This window comes from Streptomyces sp. NPDC008079, assembly GCF_042957385.1.
Taxonomy (GTDB): domain Bacteria; phylum Actinomycetota; class Actinomycetes; order Streptomycetales; family Streptomycetaceae; genus Actinacidiphila.
The window spans coordinates 178,495-199,138 of sequence record NZ_JBIBIC010000006.1; the positions used below are offsets into that span (position 1 = coordinate 178,495).

Below are 20,644 nucleotides of genomic sequence, written 5' to 3' on the forward strand. Positions count from 1 at the left end.
GCCTCGGATGACGAACGACGACAAGCTGGTCGACTACCTGAAGCGCGTCGCGGCCGACCTGCACCAGACCCGGCAGGAATTGCAGGAGGTCAAGGACCGGGAGAGCGAGCCGATCGCGATCGTCGGCATGGCCTGCCGGTTCCCCGGTCACGTCGGCACACCCGAGGACTTCTGGCGGCTGCTCGACACCGGCGGCGACGCCATCGCCGACTTCCCGTCCGACCGAGGCTGGGACACCGAGGCCCTTTACGACGCGGACCCCGACGCGCCCGGCAAGACGTACCTCCTCAAGGGCGGATTCCTCGACGGGGCAGGGGACTTCGACGCCGAGCTGTTCGGCGTCTCGCCGCGTGAGGCCCTGGGCATGGACCCGCAGCAGCGGCTCGTCCTGGAGTCGTCGTGGGAGGTGCTGGAGCGCGCCGGTATCGACCCCAGCTCGCTCAAGGGCACCAAGACCGGCGTGTTCGTCGGCGCCGCGGGGACCGGCTACCTCACCAACATGCAGCAGGTGCCCGAAGGCGTCGAGGGCTACACCGGCACCGGCTCCTTCATCAGCGTCATCTCCGGCCGCGTCTCGTACTCCCTGGGCCTCGAAGGCCCCGCGCTGACCGTCGACACCGCGTGCTCGTCGTCGCTCGTCGCCCTGCACCTGGCCGTGCAGTCCCTGCGCAACGGCGAGTCCACGCTCGCGCTCGTCGGCGGTGTGGCCGTGATGCCGACACCGTGGGTCTTCGTCGACTTCAGCCGACAGCGCGGCCTCGCGCCCGACGGCCGCTGCAAGGCGTTCGCCGCCGGGGCCGACGGCACCGCCTGGTCCGAGGGCGTCGGCATGCTCCTTGTCGAACGGCTCTCCGACGCACGCCGCAACGGCCACAACGTCCTTGCGGTGGTGCGCGGTTCAGCCCTCAACCAGGACGGCGCGAGCAACGGCCTCACCGCGCCGAACGGCCCCTCCCAGCAGCGCGTCATCCGCGCGGCCCTCGCCAACGCCGGTCTGACCGGCGACGAGGTCGACGCGGTCGAGGCGCACGGTACGGGCACGACGCTCGGCGACCCGATCGAGGCGCAGGCACTGCTCGCCACGTACGGCAAGGGCCGCACGGGAGGCCGCCCGCTGTGGCTCGGGTCGGTCAAGTCGAACCTGGGCCACACCGCGCACACGGCAGGCATGGCCGGTGTCATCAAGATGGTGCTGGCCCTCCAGGAGGAGAAGCTGCCGCGCACCCTGCACATCGACGCGCCCACCTCGAACGTCGACTGGTCCGCGGGCGGGGTCCGTCTGCTGGAACAGCCGGTCGACTGGAAGCGCGGGGACCGCCCGCGCCGGGCCGCCGTGTCCTCGTTCGGCATCAGCGGGACGAACACTCACGTGATCCTGGAAGACGCACCCCAGGCCGACGAACCCGTGTCCGTGGACGAAACACCCTCGGCTCAGGGCCCGTTGGGCGAGCTGGCAGCGGTGCCGTGGGTGGTGTCCGGGCGGTCCGCCGCCGCGCTGCGCGGCCAAGCCGCGAGGCTCGCCGCCTTTGCGGCCGACTCGAACGAGCTGCCCGCCCCGGCGCACATCGGGCGCGCACTTGCCGTCTCCCGCGCGGCACTTGAGCACCGCGCGGTGACCCTCGCCGACGACGTCAAGGCAATGGTGCCGGGGCTGGCGGCCCTGTCGGAGGGCGTTGCGGCCTCGGGTGTGGTGTCCGGTGTGGTGCGTCCGGGCGCGGGTCGGGTGGCGTTCGTCTTTCCTGGTCAGGGGTCGCAGTGGTCGGGGATGGCGTTGGGGTTGTTGGACTCCTCGCCGGTGTTCGGGGCGCGGTTGGCGGAGTGTGATGCGGCGCTGTTGCCTTATGTGGGGTCGTCTGTGGTGGAGGCGATTCGCGAGGGCGCTCTGGATGACGTGGTGGTGGTTCAGGGGGCGTTGTGGGCGGTGATGGTGTCGCTGGCTGCGGTGTGGCGTGCTGCGGGTGTCGAGCCGGGTGCGGTGATCGGTCACAGTCAGGGTGAGATCGCGGCGGCGTGTGTCGCTGGCGCTCTTTCCGTGGAGGATGCGGCGCGGGTCGTGGCGTTGCGGGCGAAGGCCATTCGGGGGACCTTGTCCGGCAACGGTGGGATGGTGTCCGTCGCGCTGCCCGCGCAGGACGTACGGGAGCGGATCGCGCGCTGGGACGGTCGTATTTCCGTCGCGTCGGTGAACGGGCCTTCGTCCACGGTGGTTTCAGGTGAACCCCTGGCGCTCGCTGAGCTGCTGACGGTGTGTGAGGCCGAGGGCGTGCGGGCGCGTCGTATCGATGTGGACTACGCGTCGCACTCGGCACAGGTCGACGCGATCCGGGACGAGGTCATTGAGGCCCTGTCCGGCATCGAGCCGCAGTCCTCGCAGGTGCCGTTCTACTCGACGGTGACCGGCGGCCGTATCGACACGAGCACGCTGGACGCTGCGTACTGGGTGACCAACCTCCGTCAGGAAGTCCGCTTCGACGAGACCGTCCGGGCCCTCCTCGCCGACGGCTTCGGGTACTTCGTGGAGTCCAGCCCCCACCCGGTTCTCGCAGTCGGTCTCGCCGAGACCTTCGAGGACGCGGGCTCCGACGCCGTCGCCCTCGGCACCCTCCGCCGTGACGAAGGCGGCCAGGAGCGCTTCCTGACCTCTCTCGCGGAGGGCTGGGTACGCGGCCTCCCCGTCGACTGGCGGTCCGTCTTCGCCGGAACCCCCGCCCACCCCGTGGACCTGCCCACCTACGCCTTCCAGCACCAGCGCTACTGGCTGGAGTCGGGCTCGCTCGGCAGCGCGGACGCCACGTCGCTGGGGCTCGGGGCAGCCGACCATCCGCTGCTGGGCGCGGCCGTACAACTCGCCGACGAGAACGCCCTGTTGCTGACCGGCCGGATCTCCCTGCGTACGCACGCGTGGCTGGCCGACCACGCCGTGAACGACACCGTACTGCTGCCCGGCGCGGCCTTCGTGGAACTCGCCTTGCGTGCCGGTGAGGAGATCCGCGCCGAGCAGATCGACGAGTTGATCCTTGAGGCGCCGCTGGCGATCCCCGAGGGCGGTGCCGTCCAGCTCCAGGTGGCGGTCGGCGGCCCGGACGCCGACGGACGCCGCGAGATCACGATTCACTCGCGCGGCGAGGACGGCATCGCGGACGACGAACCGTGGACACGGCACGCCGTCGGCGTCCTCAGTACGGAACGGTCCGCTGAAAGCGCCGGGTTGACCGACTGGCCGCCCGCCGGTTCCCGGCCGGTCCCGGTCGAGGACTTCTACGCCCGGGTGGCGACGGCGGGTTACGGCTACGGTCCGGCGTTCCGGGGCCTGCGCGCCGCGTGGCGGCAGGGCGACGACGTGTACGCCGAGGTCATGCTGCCCGACGCGGCGGCCAAGGACGCCGAACGCTTCGCCCTCCACCCCGCCCTGCTCGACGCGGTCCTGCACGCCGTGTCCCTGCTCGACGGCGGTACGCCGGAGTCGGCGCCGCTGCGGCTGCCCTACGCGTGGGAAGGCGTGGCGCTGTCCGCCGTCGGCGCGAGTCGGCTGCGGCTGCGGGTCCGCCCGCTGGACGGCGGTGCCGTCGCGCTGACGCTCGCCGACGCGGCAGGGGCCCCGGTCGCGGAGGTGCAGTCCGTCGTCCTGCGTGAGACCACCCCCGAGCAGCTCCGGCAGGCCGACGGCACCGCCGGCCGGGACGGCCTCTTCGCCCTGGACTGGACACCGCTGCCCGTTTCCGCCGGGGCCGCCGTCCCCGCGCCGGGACCGGTCCTCGCTCTGGGCAGCGGCCAGGACGTCACGGATGTCGCCGCGCTGCTGGCGGGCCTGGACGCGGGCACCTTGGAACCCCCCGCCCATGTGATCACCCGGCTGGGTCCCGGGGACACCCGGTCGGAGGTCGACAGCGAGCTGCCGTCGCGGGTGCGCACCGCCGTCACCGACGCGCTCGCCCTCGTCCAGGCATGGCTCGCCGACGAGCGGCTGAACGCCTCGCGGCTGGTCGTCGTCACCACCCGGGCGGTCTCCACCGGGCCGGACGACGAGGTGGCGGATCTCGTGCACGCACCCGTGTGGGGGCTGCTGCGGACCGCCCAGTCCGAGGCGCCGGACCGCTTCCTCCTGGTCGACACCGACGGCACCACCGGCACTGACGGCACCACTGGCACTGACGGCACCGTTGGCGCTGACGGCACCGCTGGCACGGACGGCACCCGTGGCACCAATGCCGCTTCCGGCACCCTGGCCGCCGCTGTCGCCTCCGCCGTCGACCTCGGCGAACCGCAGATCGCGATACGCGACGGCGTGCTCCTCGCGCCCCGTTTCGCCCGCGTCGCCCCGGCCGGGCCCGCGCCGGTGCCGCTGCGCGACGACGGGACCGTGCTCATCACCGGCGGAACCGGCACCCTCGGACGGCTCCTCGCCGAGCATCTGGTCTCGGCACACGGGGTGCGGCATCTGCTGCTGGCCGGCCGCCGGGGCCGGGCGGCCACGGGCGCACCGGAGTTGGAGCGGCGCCTGCTGGACGCGGGCGCGTCGAGCGTCGAGATCGCGGCTTGTGACGTGGCCGACCGGGCGTCGTTGGCCGCGCTGTTGGAGGCGATTCCCTCCGACCGGCCGCTGACGGGTGTGGTGCACGCGGCCGGTGTGCTCGACGACGGAGTGGTGTCGGCACTGACGCCCAATCAGGTGGCCCGAGTCCTCGCGCCGAAGGTGGACGCGGCGGTGCATCTGCACGAGCTGACACGGCACTTGGACCTGTCGCTGTTCGCGCTGTTCTCCTCGATCGCCGGTGTGCTCGGCAACCCGGGCCAGGCCGGTTACGCGGCGGCCAACGTCTTCCTGGACGCCCTCGCCACGCGCCGCCGCGCCGAGGGACTGCCGGTCACCGACCTGATCTGGGGCTACTGGTCAGAGGCCAGCGAGCTGACGGCCCACCTCGGCGACGCCGACGTGGCCCGCTACCTGCGAATGGGCGTCACGCGGATGTCGCCCGAGCAGGGCCTGGCACTCTTCGACGCCGCCGCGTCCGCCGACGGCGGCTCCGGGGTCCACGTCGTCAGCCGCCTCGACCTGCGCGCCCTGCGCGGCGCGGCCCGCGCGGGCGAACCCGTCCTCCCGCTCTACCGGGGCCTGGTCCGCGGCCGACCGCGCCGCGCCACCGACGTCGGCGGCGACTCCGGCAGCCTCCTGCGCGCCCTCACCGGCCTGACCGAGGAGGACCAACTCCGCTATCTGCTCGACCTGGTCCGAGGCCGCGCCGCGACAGTCCTCGGATACGCCGACCCGTCCGCCGTCGAACCCGCCCGCAGCTTCAAGGAGTTCGGCTTCGACTCGCTGACCGGCCTGCAACTGCGCAACGCGCTCGCGGGAGCGACGGGCCTGCGGCTTCCGGCGACGCTTGTCTTCGACTATCCGACGCCACGGGCGTTGGCCGGTTTCCTCCGCACGCTGGTGCTCGGTGACGAGCGCACCGGTCAGGTCGCCGCCCGTAGGGGTATGGCGGGTCCCCTGTCGGCGCGTGAGGCGGCCGATCCGGTGGTGATTGTGGGGATGGCGTGCCGGTATCCGGGTGGGGTGGGTTCGCCTGAGGAGTTGTGGTCGCTGGTTGCTTCGGGTGGGGATGCGGTGTCGGGGTTCCCGGTGGACCGGGGGTGGGACATCGGGGAGTTGTTTGATCCGAATCCTGGTGTGGCGGGGCGGAGTTATGCGCGTGAGGGCGGGTTCCTCTATGGGGCGGGTGAGTTTGACGCGGGGTTCTTCGGGGTGTCTCCGCGTGAGGCGTTGTCGATGGATCCGCAGCAGCGGCTGTTGCTGGAGGCGTCGTGGGAGGTGTTGGAGCGGGCGGGTATTGATCCCGGTTCGCTGAAGGGCAGTTCGACGGGTGTCTTCACCGGAGTCATGCACCACGACTACGCCGTGGGCGCCGATGCCACGGCCAACGACACCGAGGGCTACGCCCTGATGGGCTCGTCCCCGGCCGCCGTGTCCGGCCGCGTGTCGTACACCTTCGGTTTCGAGGGTCCGGCGATGACGGTGGACACGGCGTGCTCGTCGTCGCTGGTCGCGATGCACCTGGCGGCGCAGGCCCTGCGGTCGGGGGAGTGCACCCTCGCCCTGGCCGGTGGCGTCACGGTGATGTCCACGCCCACCCTTTTTGTGGAGTTCAGCCGTCAGCGGGGCATGGCGCCCGACGGCCGGAGCAAGGCGTTCTCGGCAGCGGCGGACGGTGCCGGGTGGGGCGAAGGTGTCGGCGTCTTGCTGCTGGAGCGGCTGTCGGACGCGCGGCGCAACGGTCACCGGGTGCTGGCGGTGATGCGGGGCTCCGCGGTGAACCAGGACGGTGCGTCGAACGGGCTGACCGCGCCCAACGGGCCTTCCCAGGAGCGGGTGATCCGGGCAGCCCTGGACAGCGCGGGGCTGACGGCCGCAGATGTCGACGTGGTCGAGGCGCACGGTACGGGGACCACGCTCGGGGACCCGATCGAGGCGCAGGCGCTGCTGGCCACCTACGGCCAAGAGCGTGGCGGCGAGGACCCGTTGTGGCTGGGCTCGGTGAAGTCGAACATCGGCCACACGCAGGCCGCCGCCGGGGTCGCGGGCGTCATCAAGATGGTCGAGGCGATGCGCCACGAGGTGCTGCCCAAGAGCCTTTACGCGGACGAGCCGACGCCGCACGTCGACTGGACGAGCGGCGCGGTCGAATTGCTCGCCGAGGCGATGCCGTGGACCGCCGACACCCACCCGCGCCGCGCGGGGATCTCGGCCTTCGGGGCGAGCGGGACGAACGCGCACGTGATCCTGGAGGAGTCAGGGGGCGACGCTGGGGCCGACACCTCCGCGGAGCCAGAGCGCGAGCCCGAAGTCGGCCCGGACGCACGCCCGTTGGGGGCGCTGACGGTGGTGCCGTGGGTGGTGTCCGCGCGGTCGGCGGACGCGCTGCGCGGCCAGGCCGGACGCCTGGCGTCCTTCGCAGGGACGGACGACGCACCTGCCCTCACCTCGGTCGGCCGCGAACTGGCCCTCTCCCGAGCGGCGTTGCCGCACCGGAGCGTAGTCCTGGCCGCCGACGCCGAACACGCCCAGGACATCCTCGGCGCGCTCGCCGAAGGAGCCCCGGCCGCCCGACTCGTCACCGGCGCGACGCGCTCGGGCGACGGCCGGGTGGCGTTCGTGTTCCCTGGTCAGGGGTCGCAGTGGGCGGGGATGGCGATGGAGTTGCTTGCTTCGTCTCCGGTGTTCGCGGCGCGGTTGGCGGAGTGTGACGCGGCCCTGTTGCCTTACGTCGGCTCGTCGGTGGTGGAGGCGATCCGCGACGCCGCTCTGGATGACGTGGTGGTTGTTCAGGGGGCGTTGTGGGCGGTGATGGTGTCCCTGGCCGAGGTGTGGCGGTCGGTGGGCGTGCGGCCCGGTGCGGTGATCGGTCACAGTCAGGGTGAGATCGCGGCGGCGTGTGTCGCTGGCGCGCTTTCCGTGGAGGATGCGGCGCGGGTCGTGGCGTTGCGAGCGAAGGCCATTCGCGGGACCTTGTCCGGCAACGGTGGGATGGTGTCCGTCGCGCTGCCCGCGCAGGACGTACGGGAGCGGATCGCGCGCTGGGACGGCCGTATCTCCGTCGCGTCCGTGAACGGGCCTTCCTCCACGGTCGTTTCGGGTGAACCTCAAGCGCTCGCTGCACTGCTGACGGTGTGTGAGGCCGAGGGCGTACGGGCGCGCCGTATCGATGTGGACTACGCCTCGCACTCGGCACAGGTGGACGCGATCCGGGACGAGGTCGTCCAGGCCCTGTCCGGGATCACACCGACCTCGTCCGAGGTGCCGTTCTACTCGACGGTGACCGGCGCCCGTATCGACACAAGCACGCTGGACGCCGACTACTGGGTGACCAACCTCCGCCAGGAAGTCCGTTTCGACGAGACCGTCCGGGCCCTACTGGCGGACGGGTTCGGCTACTTCGTGGAGTCCAGCCCGCACCCGGTCCTGGCTGTCGGTCTGGCCGAGACGTTCGAGGACGCGGGCTCCGACGCCGTCGCCCTGGGCACCCTCCGCCGCGAAGAGGGCGGCCAGGAACGCTTCCTGACCTCTCTCGCGGAGGGCTGGGTACGGGGCCTCCCCGTCGACTGGCGGTCCGTCTTCGCCGGTACGCCGGATTCGACGGGTGCCGGGCAACTCGCCCTGCCGACGTACGCTTTCCAGCACGAGCACTACTGGCTGACTGCCGACGCCGCGCGCGCCGGGGACCCGAGCGGGCTCGGGCAGGCCGCTGCGGACCACCCCCTGCTCGGCGCGGTGGTGCGGCTGGCCGGTTCGGATCAGGTGGTGCTCACGGGCCGGTTGTCGCTGGCGTCGAACGCGTGGCTGGCCGATCACCGGGTGGAGGGGACCGTCCTGGTCCCCGGTGCCGCGCTGGCGGAGTGGGCGCTGCGGGCCGCTGACGAGGTCGCGTCCGGGTGCGTAGAGGAGTTGACGCTTCAGGCACCGCTTGTCGTTCCGGAGGGCGGCGGCGTGCAGGTGCAGGTCTCCGTCGGCGCGCCCGACGCGGACGGACGGCGCGAACTCGGCATCCACTCACGGCCCGAAGGGGCGGGGGAGTCGGCGCCCTGGGCACTGCACGCGGTCGGCACTCTCGCGGTCGCGTCCGACACCGCAGAGGCGACCGAGGACTTGACCGCGTGGCCGCCGCCCGGCGCCGTGCCGGTACCGGTCGAGGGCTTCTACGCCGAGGTCGGCGCGTCCGGTTACGGCTACGGTCCGGCGTTCCAGGGGCTGCGCGCCGCGTGGCGGCGCGGCGACGACGTCTACGCCGAGGCCGCGCTGCCGGACGAACTCCACCAGGACGCGGCCAAGTTCGGCATCCACCCGGCCCTGCTCGACGCGGCCCTGCACGGGATCGTCCTGCTGCGCGGCGGCTCGCCCGCCGAACTCACCGCCCTGCGGCTGCCGTTCGCCTGGACCGACATGGTGCTGGGCGCGGTCGGCGCGACCTCCGTACGCGTACGGCTGCGGCCTGCGGGCGAGGACGCCGCCTCGGTGCTCCTGGCCGATGCCGAGGGGGCTCCCGTGGTATCGGTGGCATCGCTCGCGCTGCGCACGGCGACCGCCGACCAGATCCGCGTCGCCGCCGCGAGTGCGGCAGGCACGGCCGACGGCCTGTACCGCGTGGACTGGGTGCCGGCCGCGCTGTCCGCCGATGGCGGCGCGCCCGACGGATGCGTGTTCCTGGAACGGCTTTCCGACATCGACGCGGCGCAGCCGGTTCCGCCGCTGGTCGGCCTGGTGCTGCCCCCGGCGTCAGTCTCCGGCGATGTGCCGGGTGCGGTGGCGGACGCGGTGACCGGCGTGCTGGGTCTGGTCCAGGAGTGGCTGGCCGAGGAGCGGTTCGCTGATGCGCGGTTGGTTCTCGTCACCCGTGGGGCCGTGGCCACTCACAGCGGTGAGCCTGTCGCCGATCTCGTCCACGCCCCGGTGTGGGGCCTGGTGCGCAGCGCGCTCGCCGAGAACCCCGGGCGCTTCCTGCTGATCGACTCAGACGCCGACGTCGATGTCGATGTCCACCTCGCGTCGGGGGGACAGGCCGCGGTGCGTGACGCGCTCGCCTACGCGGTCGGTGTCGCGGTGGCGGCGGGTGAGCCGCAGGTGGCGGTGCGCGGTGGTGAGGTGCTGGTGCCGAGGCTGGTGCGGGCGCCTGCCGGTGGCGGGGGGTTGGTGCCGCCCGCCGAGGGCGCGTGGCGGCTGGTCGCCTCCGGCGACGGCACGCTCGACGGACTGTCCGTCGAGCCGGACCCGGCCGCCGAGGCGCCGCTCGTCGCCGGTCAGGTGAGAGTCGACGTCCGTGCCGCGGGAGTCAACTTCCGCGATGTGCTGATCAATCTGGGGATGTACCCCGACCCGGACGCGTACCTCGGAACCGAGGGTGCGGGTGTCGTGGTCGAGGTCGGTCCTGGCGTCGCGGGTGTCGTGGTGGGCGACCGGGTGATGGGTCTGCTGCCGGAGTCGTTCGGGCCGTTGGCGGTGGTGGACGAGCGGCTGGTCGTCCGGGTGCCGGAGGGCTGGAGCTTCGAGCAGGCCGCCGCCGTCCCCGTCGTCTTCATGACCGCATGGTTCGGCCTGGCCGATCTCGGTGAACTCCAGTCCGGACAGAGGGTGTTGATTCACGCCGCTGCCGGTGGTGTGGGGATGGCGGCCACGCAGTTGGCCCGGCACTGGGGTGCCGAGGTCTTCGGGACGGCCAGCGAGGGCAAGTGGGACACGCTCCGGCTGGCGGGTCTCGCCGAGGACCACATCGCCTCGTCCCGCACCCTCGACTTCGAGGACGCGTTCCGGCAGGCCACCGATGGCCACGGCATGGACGTCGTTCTCAACTCGCTGGCGCGGGAGTTCGTGGACGCGTCGCTGCGGTTGCTGCCGCGTGGCGGCCGGTTCCTGGAGATGGGCAAGACCGACATCCGCGACCCGCAGGCCGTCGCCGCCGAGCACCCCGGCGTCACGTACCACCCGTACGCCCTCACCGACATCTCTCCGGACCGACTCGGCGCAATCCTGCGGGAGTTGGCGGGGTTGTTCGCGGAGGGTGTGCTGGAGCCGTTGCCGGTGCGGGTGTGGGACGTACGGCGGGCGGGTGAGGCGTTGCGGTTCATGTCGCAGGCGCGGCATGTCGGCAAGGTCGTGCTGAGCCTTCCCCGCCGGGTGGATGCCGCGAGTGCGGTGGTGATCACGGGTGGGACGGGTCTGCTGGGCGGGCTGGTGGCCCGGCATCTGGTGGCCTCGTACGGGGTGCGCGATGTCGTGCTGGCGGGTCGGCGTGGTGCGAACGCGCCTGGTGCGGATGCGCTGGTGGCGGAGTTGGAGGCGGCCGGTGCGCGGGTCGAGGTCGTGGCGTGTGATGTCGCGGTCCGGGACGAGGTGGCCGGGCTGCTCGCGCGCTTCGGCGGGGACCGGCCGTTGGGCGGCGTGGTGCACTGCGCGGGCGCGCTGGACGACGGTCTGGTGCCGGACCTGGACGCGGAACGTATCCGGAGTGTGCTGGGCGCGAAGGTGGATGCCGCGTGGCATCTGCATGAGCTGAGCCGGGACCTGGACCTGTCGTTGTTCGTGCTGTTCTCGTCGCTGGCGGGCGTGGTGGGCACGGCGGGGCAGGCGAACTACGCGGCGGCGAACACGTTCCTGGACGCTCTGGCGGCCGTGCGCCGTACAAGTGGCGCTGCGGCTGTGTCGATGGCATGGGGACACTGGGCCACCGACTCCGAGCTGACGGGCTCCCTCGGCGAAGTGGACCGGGCGCGCCTGGCCCGTAGCGGCGTGGTGCCGATGAGCGTCGAGCAGGGGATCGGCCTGTTCGACGCGGCCGTCGGCTGGGACACACCGCTCGCCGTCACCGCGCGTCTGACGCCCGGCGACGCCCAGAGCACCGGGGAAGCCTTCCACGCCCTCACCCGGGAACTGACCACCGCGTCCGTCCGCAAGTCCCGTGCTGTGGCGACCAGTTCGGCCCGTGCCGACTCCTCGGCCCTGGTCCGGCGGCTCTCCGCGCTGTCGGCCGCCGAACGGACCGAGGCCCTGCGCGATGTCGTACGCACGCACGTCGCGGCGGTGCTCGGCCACGGGTCGCCGGCCGCCGTCGACCCCGAGCGCGCGTTCAAGGAGCTGGGCTTCGACTCGCTGACCGGTGTCGAGCTGCGCAACCGCCTCGGTGCCGCGATCGGGCAGCGGCTCGCGGCCACGGTGGTCTTCGACCACCCGACCCCCGACGCCCTCGCCGCGCATCTGGCGGACGAACTGGGCCTCGGCGCCGCGACCGCCGACGACCGTGCCCCGGCCGGAGCCCTTCCGACGGCGGCCGGGCTCGACGACGATCCCGTCGCCGTCGTCGCCATGACCTGCCGCTTCCCGGGCGGCGCCGATTCGCCCGAGCAGTTGTGGGACCTGGTGGCGTCGGGCACCGACGCGATCTCCGGGTTCCCCACCGACCGGGGTTGGGACCTCGCGGACCTGTACGACGCGGATCCGGCCAGGTCGGGCAAGAGCTACGCCCAGCAGGGCGGTTTCGTGCGCGGCGCGACGGACTTCGACGCCGAGCTGTTCGGCATCTCGCCGCGCGAGGCGCTGGCCATGGACCCGCAGCAGCGGCTCGTACTCGAGGCGGCCTGGGAGGCCGTGGAACGCGCCGGGATCGACGTGGCCACGCTGCGCGGCAGCCGTACCGGTGTGTTCATCGGCGCGGTCGGCACCGGCTACGGCCAGGACCCCGACCTTCAGCAGCGCGTCGAGGGGTACTCGGTCACCGGGAACGTGCTGAGCGTCATCTCCGGCCGCGTCTCGTACGTCCTCGGCCTCGAAGGACCGGCGATGACGGTGGACACGGCCTGCTCGTCGTCGCTGGTCGCCCTGCACCTGGCGGCTCAGGCGCTACGGGCGGGGGAGTGCTCGCTGGCCCTGGTCGGCGGGGTGACGGTGATGCCGAGCCCGTTCGGCTTCGTGGAGTTCAGCCGCCAGCGCGTGCTGTCGCCCGATGGCCGGTGCAGGGCGTTCGCCGCGGACGCCGACGGCACCGGCTTCTCGGAGGGCGTCGGCATGCTGGTGGTCGAGCGGCTGTCGGAGGCCCGCCGCAACGGCCACCGCGTCCTCGCCGTCATGCGCGGCTCCGCCGTCAACCAGGACGGCGCGAGCAACGGCCTCACCGCGCCGAACGGCCCCTCCCAGCAGCGCGTCATCCGCGCGGCCCTCGCCAACGCCGGTCTGACCGGCGACGAGGTCGACGCGGTCGAGGCGCACGGCACCGGCACCAACCTCGGGGACCCGATCGAGGCCCAGGCGCTGCTCGCCACCTACGGCAGGGACCACGCGCGGGACCAGCCGCTGTGGCTGGGCTCCATCAAGTCCAACATCGGCCACACGCAGGCCGCGGCCGGTGTCGCGGGTCTGATCAAGATGGTCATGGCGATGGGCCACGGCACGCTGCCCAGCACTCTGCACGCCGAGGAACCCTCGCCCGAGGTGGACTGGTCCTCCGGCAGGCTCCGGCTGCTCAACGCGGCGACGCCGTGGCCCGACCGGGGCCGCCCGCGCCGCGCCGCGGTCTCCTCGTTCGGCATCAGCGGAACGAACGCGCACGTGATCCTGGAAGAGCCGCCCGCGGCGCCGGTCGAGGCGGTCGAACTGGCCCATCCTGGCTCCGAGTTCGGCGAGAGGGCCGAACCCGGAACGTCCGACGCGCCCGCCGAACCCGCCGCCCCGGCCCCGGCCGCCGTCGTGGGCGACCCGCCCGGCACCGTCGTCCCCTGGGTGCTCTCCGCCAAGTCCGCGGCGGCGCTGCGCGCGCAGGCCGGACGCCTCGCGGCCTTCGTGGCCGACCGGCCCGACACCACGGACGCCGAGATCGGACACGCGCTGGCGACCACCAGGACCGTCCTGGAACAGCGGGCCGTCGTCCTGGCGGGTGACCGCGCGCAGGCCGCCGCCGCGCTCGGCGGGCTCGCCGACGGTACGCCGACCGCAGGGGCGGTCACCGGCGCCGCCGACGTACGCGGCAGGGTGGCCTTCGTCTTCCCCGGACAGGGCTCGCAGTGGAAGGGCATGGGGGCCGAACTCCTGGACACCTCAGCGGTGTTCGCCGAGCGGTTCGCCCAGTGCGACGCGGCGCTCCGCGTGCACCTGGACTGGTCGGTCACCGACGTCGTGCGCGGGGTGGACGGCGCGCCCTCGCCGGACCTGATCGAGGTTCTGCAACCCGTGCTGTTCGCCGTCAACGTCTCCCTGGTCGAACTGTGGCGGTCGGTCGGTGTCGAACCCGCCGCCGTCGTCGGCAGCAGCCAAGGCGAGATAGCCGCCGCGCTGGTGGCGGGCGCGCTCACGATGGAGGACGCCGCCGAGATCATCGCGCTGCGCAGCGCCCTGTTCGCCGCCGAACTCGTCGGCAACGGCGCGGTCGCCTCGGTGGCGCTGCCCGTCGCCGAGGTCGAGGCGCGAACAGCCGCGTGGGGCGGACGACTTGACATCGCAGGACGCAACGGCCCGACCGCCGTCACCGTGGCCGGTGACACCGAGGCGCTGACGGAATTCGTCGCGGCCTGCGAGGCCGACAACGTCCGAGCCCGCGTCGTCGGGTCGACCGTGGCCTCCCACTGCGCCCAGGTCGAGCCGCTGCGCGAGCGGATCATGGAACTGTTCGCGCACATCACACCGCGCCCCGCCACCGTCCCGTTCTACTCGACCGTCACCGGCGGCCTCGTCGACACGACGACCCTCGACAACGCGTACTGGTACCTCAACGCCCGCCGCCCGGTGGACTTCCAGGCCGCGGTGCTGGCCATGGAGAGCGACGGCTTCCGGTTCTTCGTCGAGGCCAGCGCGCACCCGGTGCTCACCACCGCCATGGCCGCGACCTTCGAGGACGCCGAACGCGACGGCGTCGCGGTCGGCACGCTGCGCCGTGACGAAGGCGGCATGGCGCGCTTCACCACCTCCGTGGCCGAGGGCTTCGTCCGCGGCCTGCCCGGCGTCGACTGGCGGCCCCTGGCCCCCGGTTCGGGCGGTACGCCGCTGGCCCTGCCGACGTACGCCTTCCAGCGCCGCCGCTTCTGGCTGGACGACCTGCGGGACCGAACCGCGCCCACCACCAGCGGCACGGGCGACCTCGCCGACGCCGGATTCTGGGCCGCCGTCGAACGCGGCGACCTGGAGCACCTGGCCGGGGAACTCGAACTCGACTCCGGAGAGGACGAGTTGGCGACGGTCCTGCCAGCGCTGTCGTCCTGGCGCCGCCGCAGCCTGGACCGTACAGCCCTGGACCGCTGGCGTTACGGCATCGCCTGGCGCGCCCTGGACACCGCGAACGCCCGTGCGCCGCGCGGGCGGTGGACGATCCTCAGCTTCCCGGACGAGCCGTGGGCCGCCGCGGCGGGCGACGCGCTCGCCGCCGCGGGCACCACGGTCACCCACATCGAGATCCCCGCCGACCGGACCGACCGGGCGGCCCTCGCCGAACTCCTCCGGGCGGTCGAGGCCGACGGCGTGCTGTCCCTGCTCGCCCTCGGGGACTCCGAGACCGGCGGTCAGGGGGCGGACGGGTCCGAGACGGGTGTGCCGAAGGCGGGCGGTTCCGAGACGGTTGGCGCCGCCAATGGCGGTGTCGAGGAGGCTGCCGCGCACGAGGTGCCCGGAGCGTCCGCAGTCGACGGCACCGGCCCTGCGGTATCCGACACCAGCGCGCCCGGCCGCGCCCCCGCCGGCTCCGGCACGCCCGGCCGCGCCCCCGCCGGGCGCGAGGCCCCGGCACCGGCTGCCGCCGGTCTCTCCCCGGCCGCCCGCGTCACCCTCGCCCTCGCCCAGGCCGCCGCCGACGCCGAACTGACCGGGCCGCTGTGGGCGGCCACCGCGGAGGGCGTCAGGACGGCACCGGGCGACGCGGGGCCCCGCTCCGGCCAGGCCGAGGTCTGGGGCCTGGGCCGGGCCATCGCGCTGGAGCAGCCCCGCCAGTGGGGCGGCCTGGTCGACCTGCCGCCCGTGCCCGACGCGTCCGCCGCCGTCCGGCTCGCCGCCGTCCTCGGCGGACTGCCCGGCCCTGACGGGACCGCCGACCCGGCAGCCGCCGACGCCCTAACCGTGGACCCAGCGTCCGGCGGCTCCGCGTCCGCCGTCGAGGACCAGGTCGCGGTACGGGCCTCCGGAGTCCACGGGCGGCGGCTCATCCGTACGCCTCTCGGGGCCGCGCACTCCGCACGAGCCGCCGCGTGGCGGCCCGACGGCACCGTTCTGATCACCGGGGGAACGGGCGGGATCGGCGCGCGCGTCGCCCGCAGACTCGCCGCCGAAGGCGCCCCGCACCTGCTGCTCGCGGGCCGCCGCGGCCCCGACGCGCCCGGCGCGGCGGAACTGCGCGCGGAGTTGGAGGCGGCGGGCGCCGCCGTCACGTTCGCCGCGTGCGACGTCGCCGACCGGTCCGAGGTGGCCGCGCTCCTCGCGGGCGTCCCCGCCGACCGGCCGCTGAGCGCGGTCTTCCACGCGGCCGGCGCCCCGCAGACCTACCTGGCCGCCACCGACACCACCGACGAGGACATCACCCGCATCGCCTCGGCCAAGATCGCCGGAGCCCGCCACCTGGACGACCTCCTCGGCGGCACACCGCTCGACGCCTTCGTGCTCTTCTCCTCCAACGCCGGGGTCTGGGGCAGCGGAGGGCAGGCCGTCTACGCCGCCGCCAACGCGCACCTCGACGCGCTCGCCGAGCGGCGCCGCGCGCTCGGCCGTACCGCGACCTCACTGGCCTGGGGCGCCTGGGACGGCGGCGGCATGATGGAGGCCGAGGGCGCCGCCGCCTACATGGAGAGCCGCGGCGTACTGGCCATGGATCCCGAACGAGCCGCCACCGCACTGCTCCAGGCCGTCGCGCACGACGAGACGTTCGTCGCCGTCGCCGATGTCGACTGGGAGAGGTTCGTCCTCGGCTTCACCGCGCTGCGCCCCAGCCCGCTGCTCGCCGAACTCCCCGAGGTACAAGCGGCGTTGCGCACCGAGACCGATCAGGCCGACTCCGCCGCCCCGACCACCGCGGGCGCCGAATTCGCCGCCCGGTTGGCGACGCTCTCCGAGCCCGACCAGCTCAAGAACGTCCTCGACCTGGTACGTGACCAAGCTGCCAGCGTTCTTCAGCACGCCGACAACTCCTCGGTACGGGCGGGCCGCACGTTCAAGGATCTCGGCTTCGACTCGCTGACCGCCGTCGAACTGCGCAACCGCCTGTCCACCGCCACCGGCCTGAAGCTGCCCGCGAGCCTGGTGTTCGACCACCCCACGCCCACCGCGCTCGCCCAGCACCTGCGGACCCGCTTCACCACCGGCGCCGCGTCCGCGGCGACCGGTCCCGTGAGCACCGGCGGGACCGGCACCGGATCCGTCCTGGACGAGCTGGACGCCCTCGCGGGCGCGGTCGCCGCCCTGCCCGCGGACGGTGAGGAGACCGCCGAAGTCGTCGGCCGCCTGGAGGAACTGCTGTGGCAGGTACGGCAACGACGCGACGGCCGGGGCGAGATCGAGTCGGCCACCGCGGAGGAGATGTTCGACCTGCTGGACCGCGAACTCGGCAACCCCTGATCCGCCGCACGCGGACGGGACATTCCTGAACCGGAGAGCCTGGAGTCGAAAAGGATGGCAATGGCGGAGAACGAGGCGAAACTGCTCGCGTACCTGAAGCGGGTGACCGGCGACCTGCGCGAGACCCAGCAGCGGCTCCGCGACGCCACCGCCGCCAGGAACGAGCCGATCGCGGTCGTCGGCATGGCCTGCCGCTACCCCGGCGGCGTCGAAACCCCCGACGACCTCTGGCAGTTGGTCGCCGAGGGCGGCGACGCCATCACCCCGTTCCCCAAGGACCGGGGCTGGGACATCGACGACCGCTACGACGAGGACGCCGCGCGGCCCGGCAGCAACTACGTGCGGGGCGGCGGATTCCTCACCGGAGCAACCGAATTCGACGCGTCGTTCTTCGGCATCTCCCCCCGCGAAGCCCTCGGCATGGACCCGCAGCAACGGCTCCTCCTGCCCTGCACATGGGAACTCTTCGAACGGGCAGGCATCGACCCACTGTCCGTCAAGGGCAGCCCCACCGGCACGTTCATCGGCTTCAGCTCCGCCGACTACGGCTGGGAACTCCCCGCCATCCCCGAGGAGGTCGAGGGCTACTACGCGACGGGCAACTTCGCCAGCGTGATGTCCGGCCGCGTCGCCTACACCTTCGGGCTCGAAGGCCCGGCGATCAGCGTCGACACGGCCTGCTCGTCGTCGCTGGTCGCCATGCACCTGGCCGCCGGGGCACTGCGCAGCCGCGAATGCTCCCTGGCCGTCGCCGGCGGAGTGACCGTCATGTCCACCGCCATCGGCTACCCCGAGTTCAGCCGCCAGCGCGCCCTGTCCCCTGACGGCCGCTGCCGCGCCTTCGCGGCCTCCGCCGACGGCTTCGGCCCCGCCGAGGGCCTGGGCCTGCTCCTGCTGGAACGGCTGTCGGACGCCCGGCGCAACGGCCACCGCGTCCTGGCCCTGATCCGCGGCTCCGCGGTCAACCAGGACGGTGCGAGCAACGGCCTCACCGCCCCCAACGGCCCCTCCCAGGAACGCGTCATCCGCGCCGCGCTGCGCAGCGCCAGGATCGCCGCCACCGACGTGGACGTGGTCGAGGCGCACGGCACCGGCACCTCCCTGGGCGACCCGATCGAGGCGACCGCCCTGCTCAACACCTACGGCGCGGGACGCGACGGCCAACGGCCGCTGTGGCTCGGCTCGGTGAAGTCCAACATCGGCCACACCTCGGCCGCGGCAGGCGTGGCGGGTGTGATCAAGATGGTGCAGGCCATGCGGCACGGAGTCCTGCCGAGAACCCTGCATGTCGACGAGCCGACACCGCACGTGGACTGGTCCGGCGGCGGGGTGCAACTGCTGACCGAGGAGCGGGAGTGGGTCAGGGGCGACGGACGTGCGCGGCGGGCGGGCGTGTCGGCCTTCGGGATCAGCGGGACGAACGCGCACCTGATCCTGGAGGAGGCCGGTGAGCCGACGGACGACGCGGGCGGCGTCGGCGGTGCGGCCGGCTCGGCGGACGCGCGCGATCCGCGAGACTCGGGCGACCGGGCCGATACGCCGGAGGCCCGGTCGGAACGCGCGAACGGGCCGCTCGGGCCGCTGGGCCCCGTCGTACCGTGGCCGGTGTCCGCGCGGTCCGCCGCCGCACTGCGCGACCAGGCCGAGCGGCTGCTGGAGTACACGTTGGCCGGCCACGGCCCGGCCGCGCCGGAGATCGGCCTCGCCCTGGCGACGACCCGCGCCGCGTGGGAGCACCGCGCGGTCGTGCTGGACCCGGACCACCCCTCGGCCCTCGGCGCCCTCGCCTCAGGCACCCCCACAGGTTCCACCGTCACGGGCCTGGCCACGGTGGACGACACCGACGGCCGACCGGCCGACCACGTGGTCTTCGTCTTTCCTGGTCAGGGGTCGCAGTGGGCGGGGATGGCGATGGAGTTGCTTGCTTCGTCTCCGGTGTTCGGGGCGCGGTTGGCGGAGTGTGACGCGGCGCTGCGTCCTCACGTCGGTTCGTCGGTGGTGGAGGCGATCCGCGAGGGCGTCCTGGATGACGTGGTGGTGGTTCAGGGTGCGTTGTGGGCGGTGATGGTGTCGCTGGCGGCGGTGTGGCGGTCGGTGGGCGTTGAGCCGGGTGCGGTGATCGGTCACAGTCAGGGTGAGATCGCGGCGGCGTGTGTGGCGGGTGCGTTGTCGGTGGAGGATGCGGCGCGCGTAGTGGCTCTGCGGGCGAAGGCGATTCGCGGGACCTTGTCGGGCCGAGGCGGGATGGTGTCGGTCGCGCTGCCCGCGCAGGACGTACGGGAGCGGATCGCGCGCTGGGACGGCCGTATTTCCGTTGCCTCGGTGAACGGGCCTTCGTCCACCGTGGTTTCGGGTGAACCTCAAGCGCTCGCTGAGCTGCTGACGGCGTGTGAGGCCGAGGGCGTACGGGCCCGTCGTATCGATGTGGACTACGCGTCGCACTCGGTGCAGGTGGACGCGATCCGGGACGAGGTAGTTGAGGCCCTGTCCGGCATCGAGCCGCAGTCCTCGCAGGTTCCGTTCTACTCGACGGTGACCGGCGGCCGTATCGACACAAGCACGCTGGACGCCGACTACTGGGTGACCAACCTCCGCCAGGAAGTCCGTTTCGACGAGACCGTCCGGGCCCTCCTCGCCGACGACTTCACGTACTTCGTGGAGTCCAGCCCGCACCCGGTCCTGGCTGTCGGTCTGGCCGAGACGTTCGAGGACGCGGGCTCCGACGCCGTAGCCCTGGGCACCCTCCGCCGTGACGAGGGCGGCCAGGAACGCTTCCTGACTTCCCTCGCCGAGGGCTGGGTAAGCGGCCTGCCCGTCGACTGGCGGTCCGTCTTCGCCGGAACCCCCGCCCACCTCGTGGACCTGCCTACGTACGCCTTCCAACCGCGCCGCTACTGGCTGGACATCGACCGCTCCGGCCCCGCCGTCCGCACGACGGCGCGGACCGAGGTGCTGGACGACGGTCCCGATGTCGACCCGGACGCGCTGACCGTGCGGCTGGCGGGACTCGACCGCGAGGAGCGGGAGCGCGTACTGCTCGACCTGTTGCGCGTGGAGGTGGCGACGGTGCTGCGGCACGCCACTCCGGACGACGTCGCGGCCGAACGGGCCTTCAAGGAACTGGGCTTCGACTCGCTGACCGCCGTCGAACTGCGCAAGCGGCTGAGCGCGGCGACCGGATTGAAGCTCCCGGCGACTGTCGTCTTCTCCTACCCGACGCCGATCAGCCTGGTCCGCTTCCTGTTGGACGAGATGGAAAGTGCGCCGGTCGACGGTGAACACGCCGAGGTCTTGAACGAGTTGGACGGGATCGCCACGCGGCTCGGCGGAATCTCGCCGGACGGCGAGACGCGTGAGCGGATCACCCGGCGTCTGGAGTCGCTGCTCTGGGCGTGGCGCGGAGACGCGGCGACCGGTGCGGAGGCGGGCGCCGACACCGGCGGAATCGCGCTGGACACCGCGTCGGACGACGAGATGTTCGCGCTGATCGACAAACAGTTGGGCACAGGCTGAGCCGCTCCGGTCACCGCTGTCGGACAAACGTCGCAGATCGTCGAAGGAGCGAGGGGAATGGCC

The 20,644-nt window shown here is 73.1% G+C and carries 1 protein-coding gene and 1 pseudogene; both read left to right on the top strand.

The genetic code is table 11. The annotated features are described in order from the left end of the window. Positions 1-7 precede the first annotated feature (7 nt). Positions 8-17,068: pseudogene (locus ACFZAM_RS16005) on the top strand (SDR family NAD(P)-dependent oxidoreductase); the annotation flags it as partial. Between the two features lie 60 nt (positions 17,069-17,128). Continuing rightward, complete coding sequence (locus tag ACFZAM_RS16010; RefSeq protein ID WP_391046447.1) at positions 17,129-20,581, top strand: acyltransferase domain-containing protein; 3,453 nt, start codon at positions 17,129-17,131, stop codon at positions 20,579-20,581. Positions 20,582-20,644 lie beyond the last annotated feature (63 nt).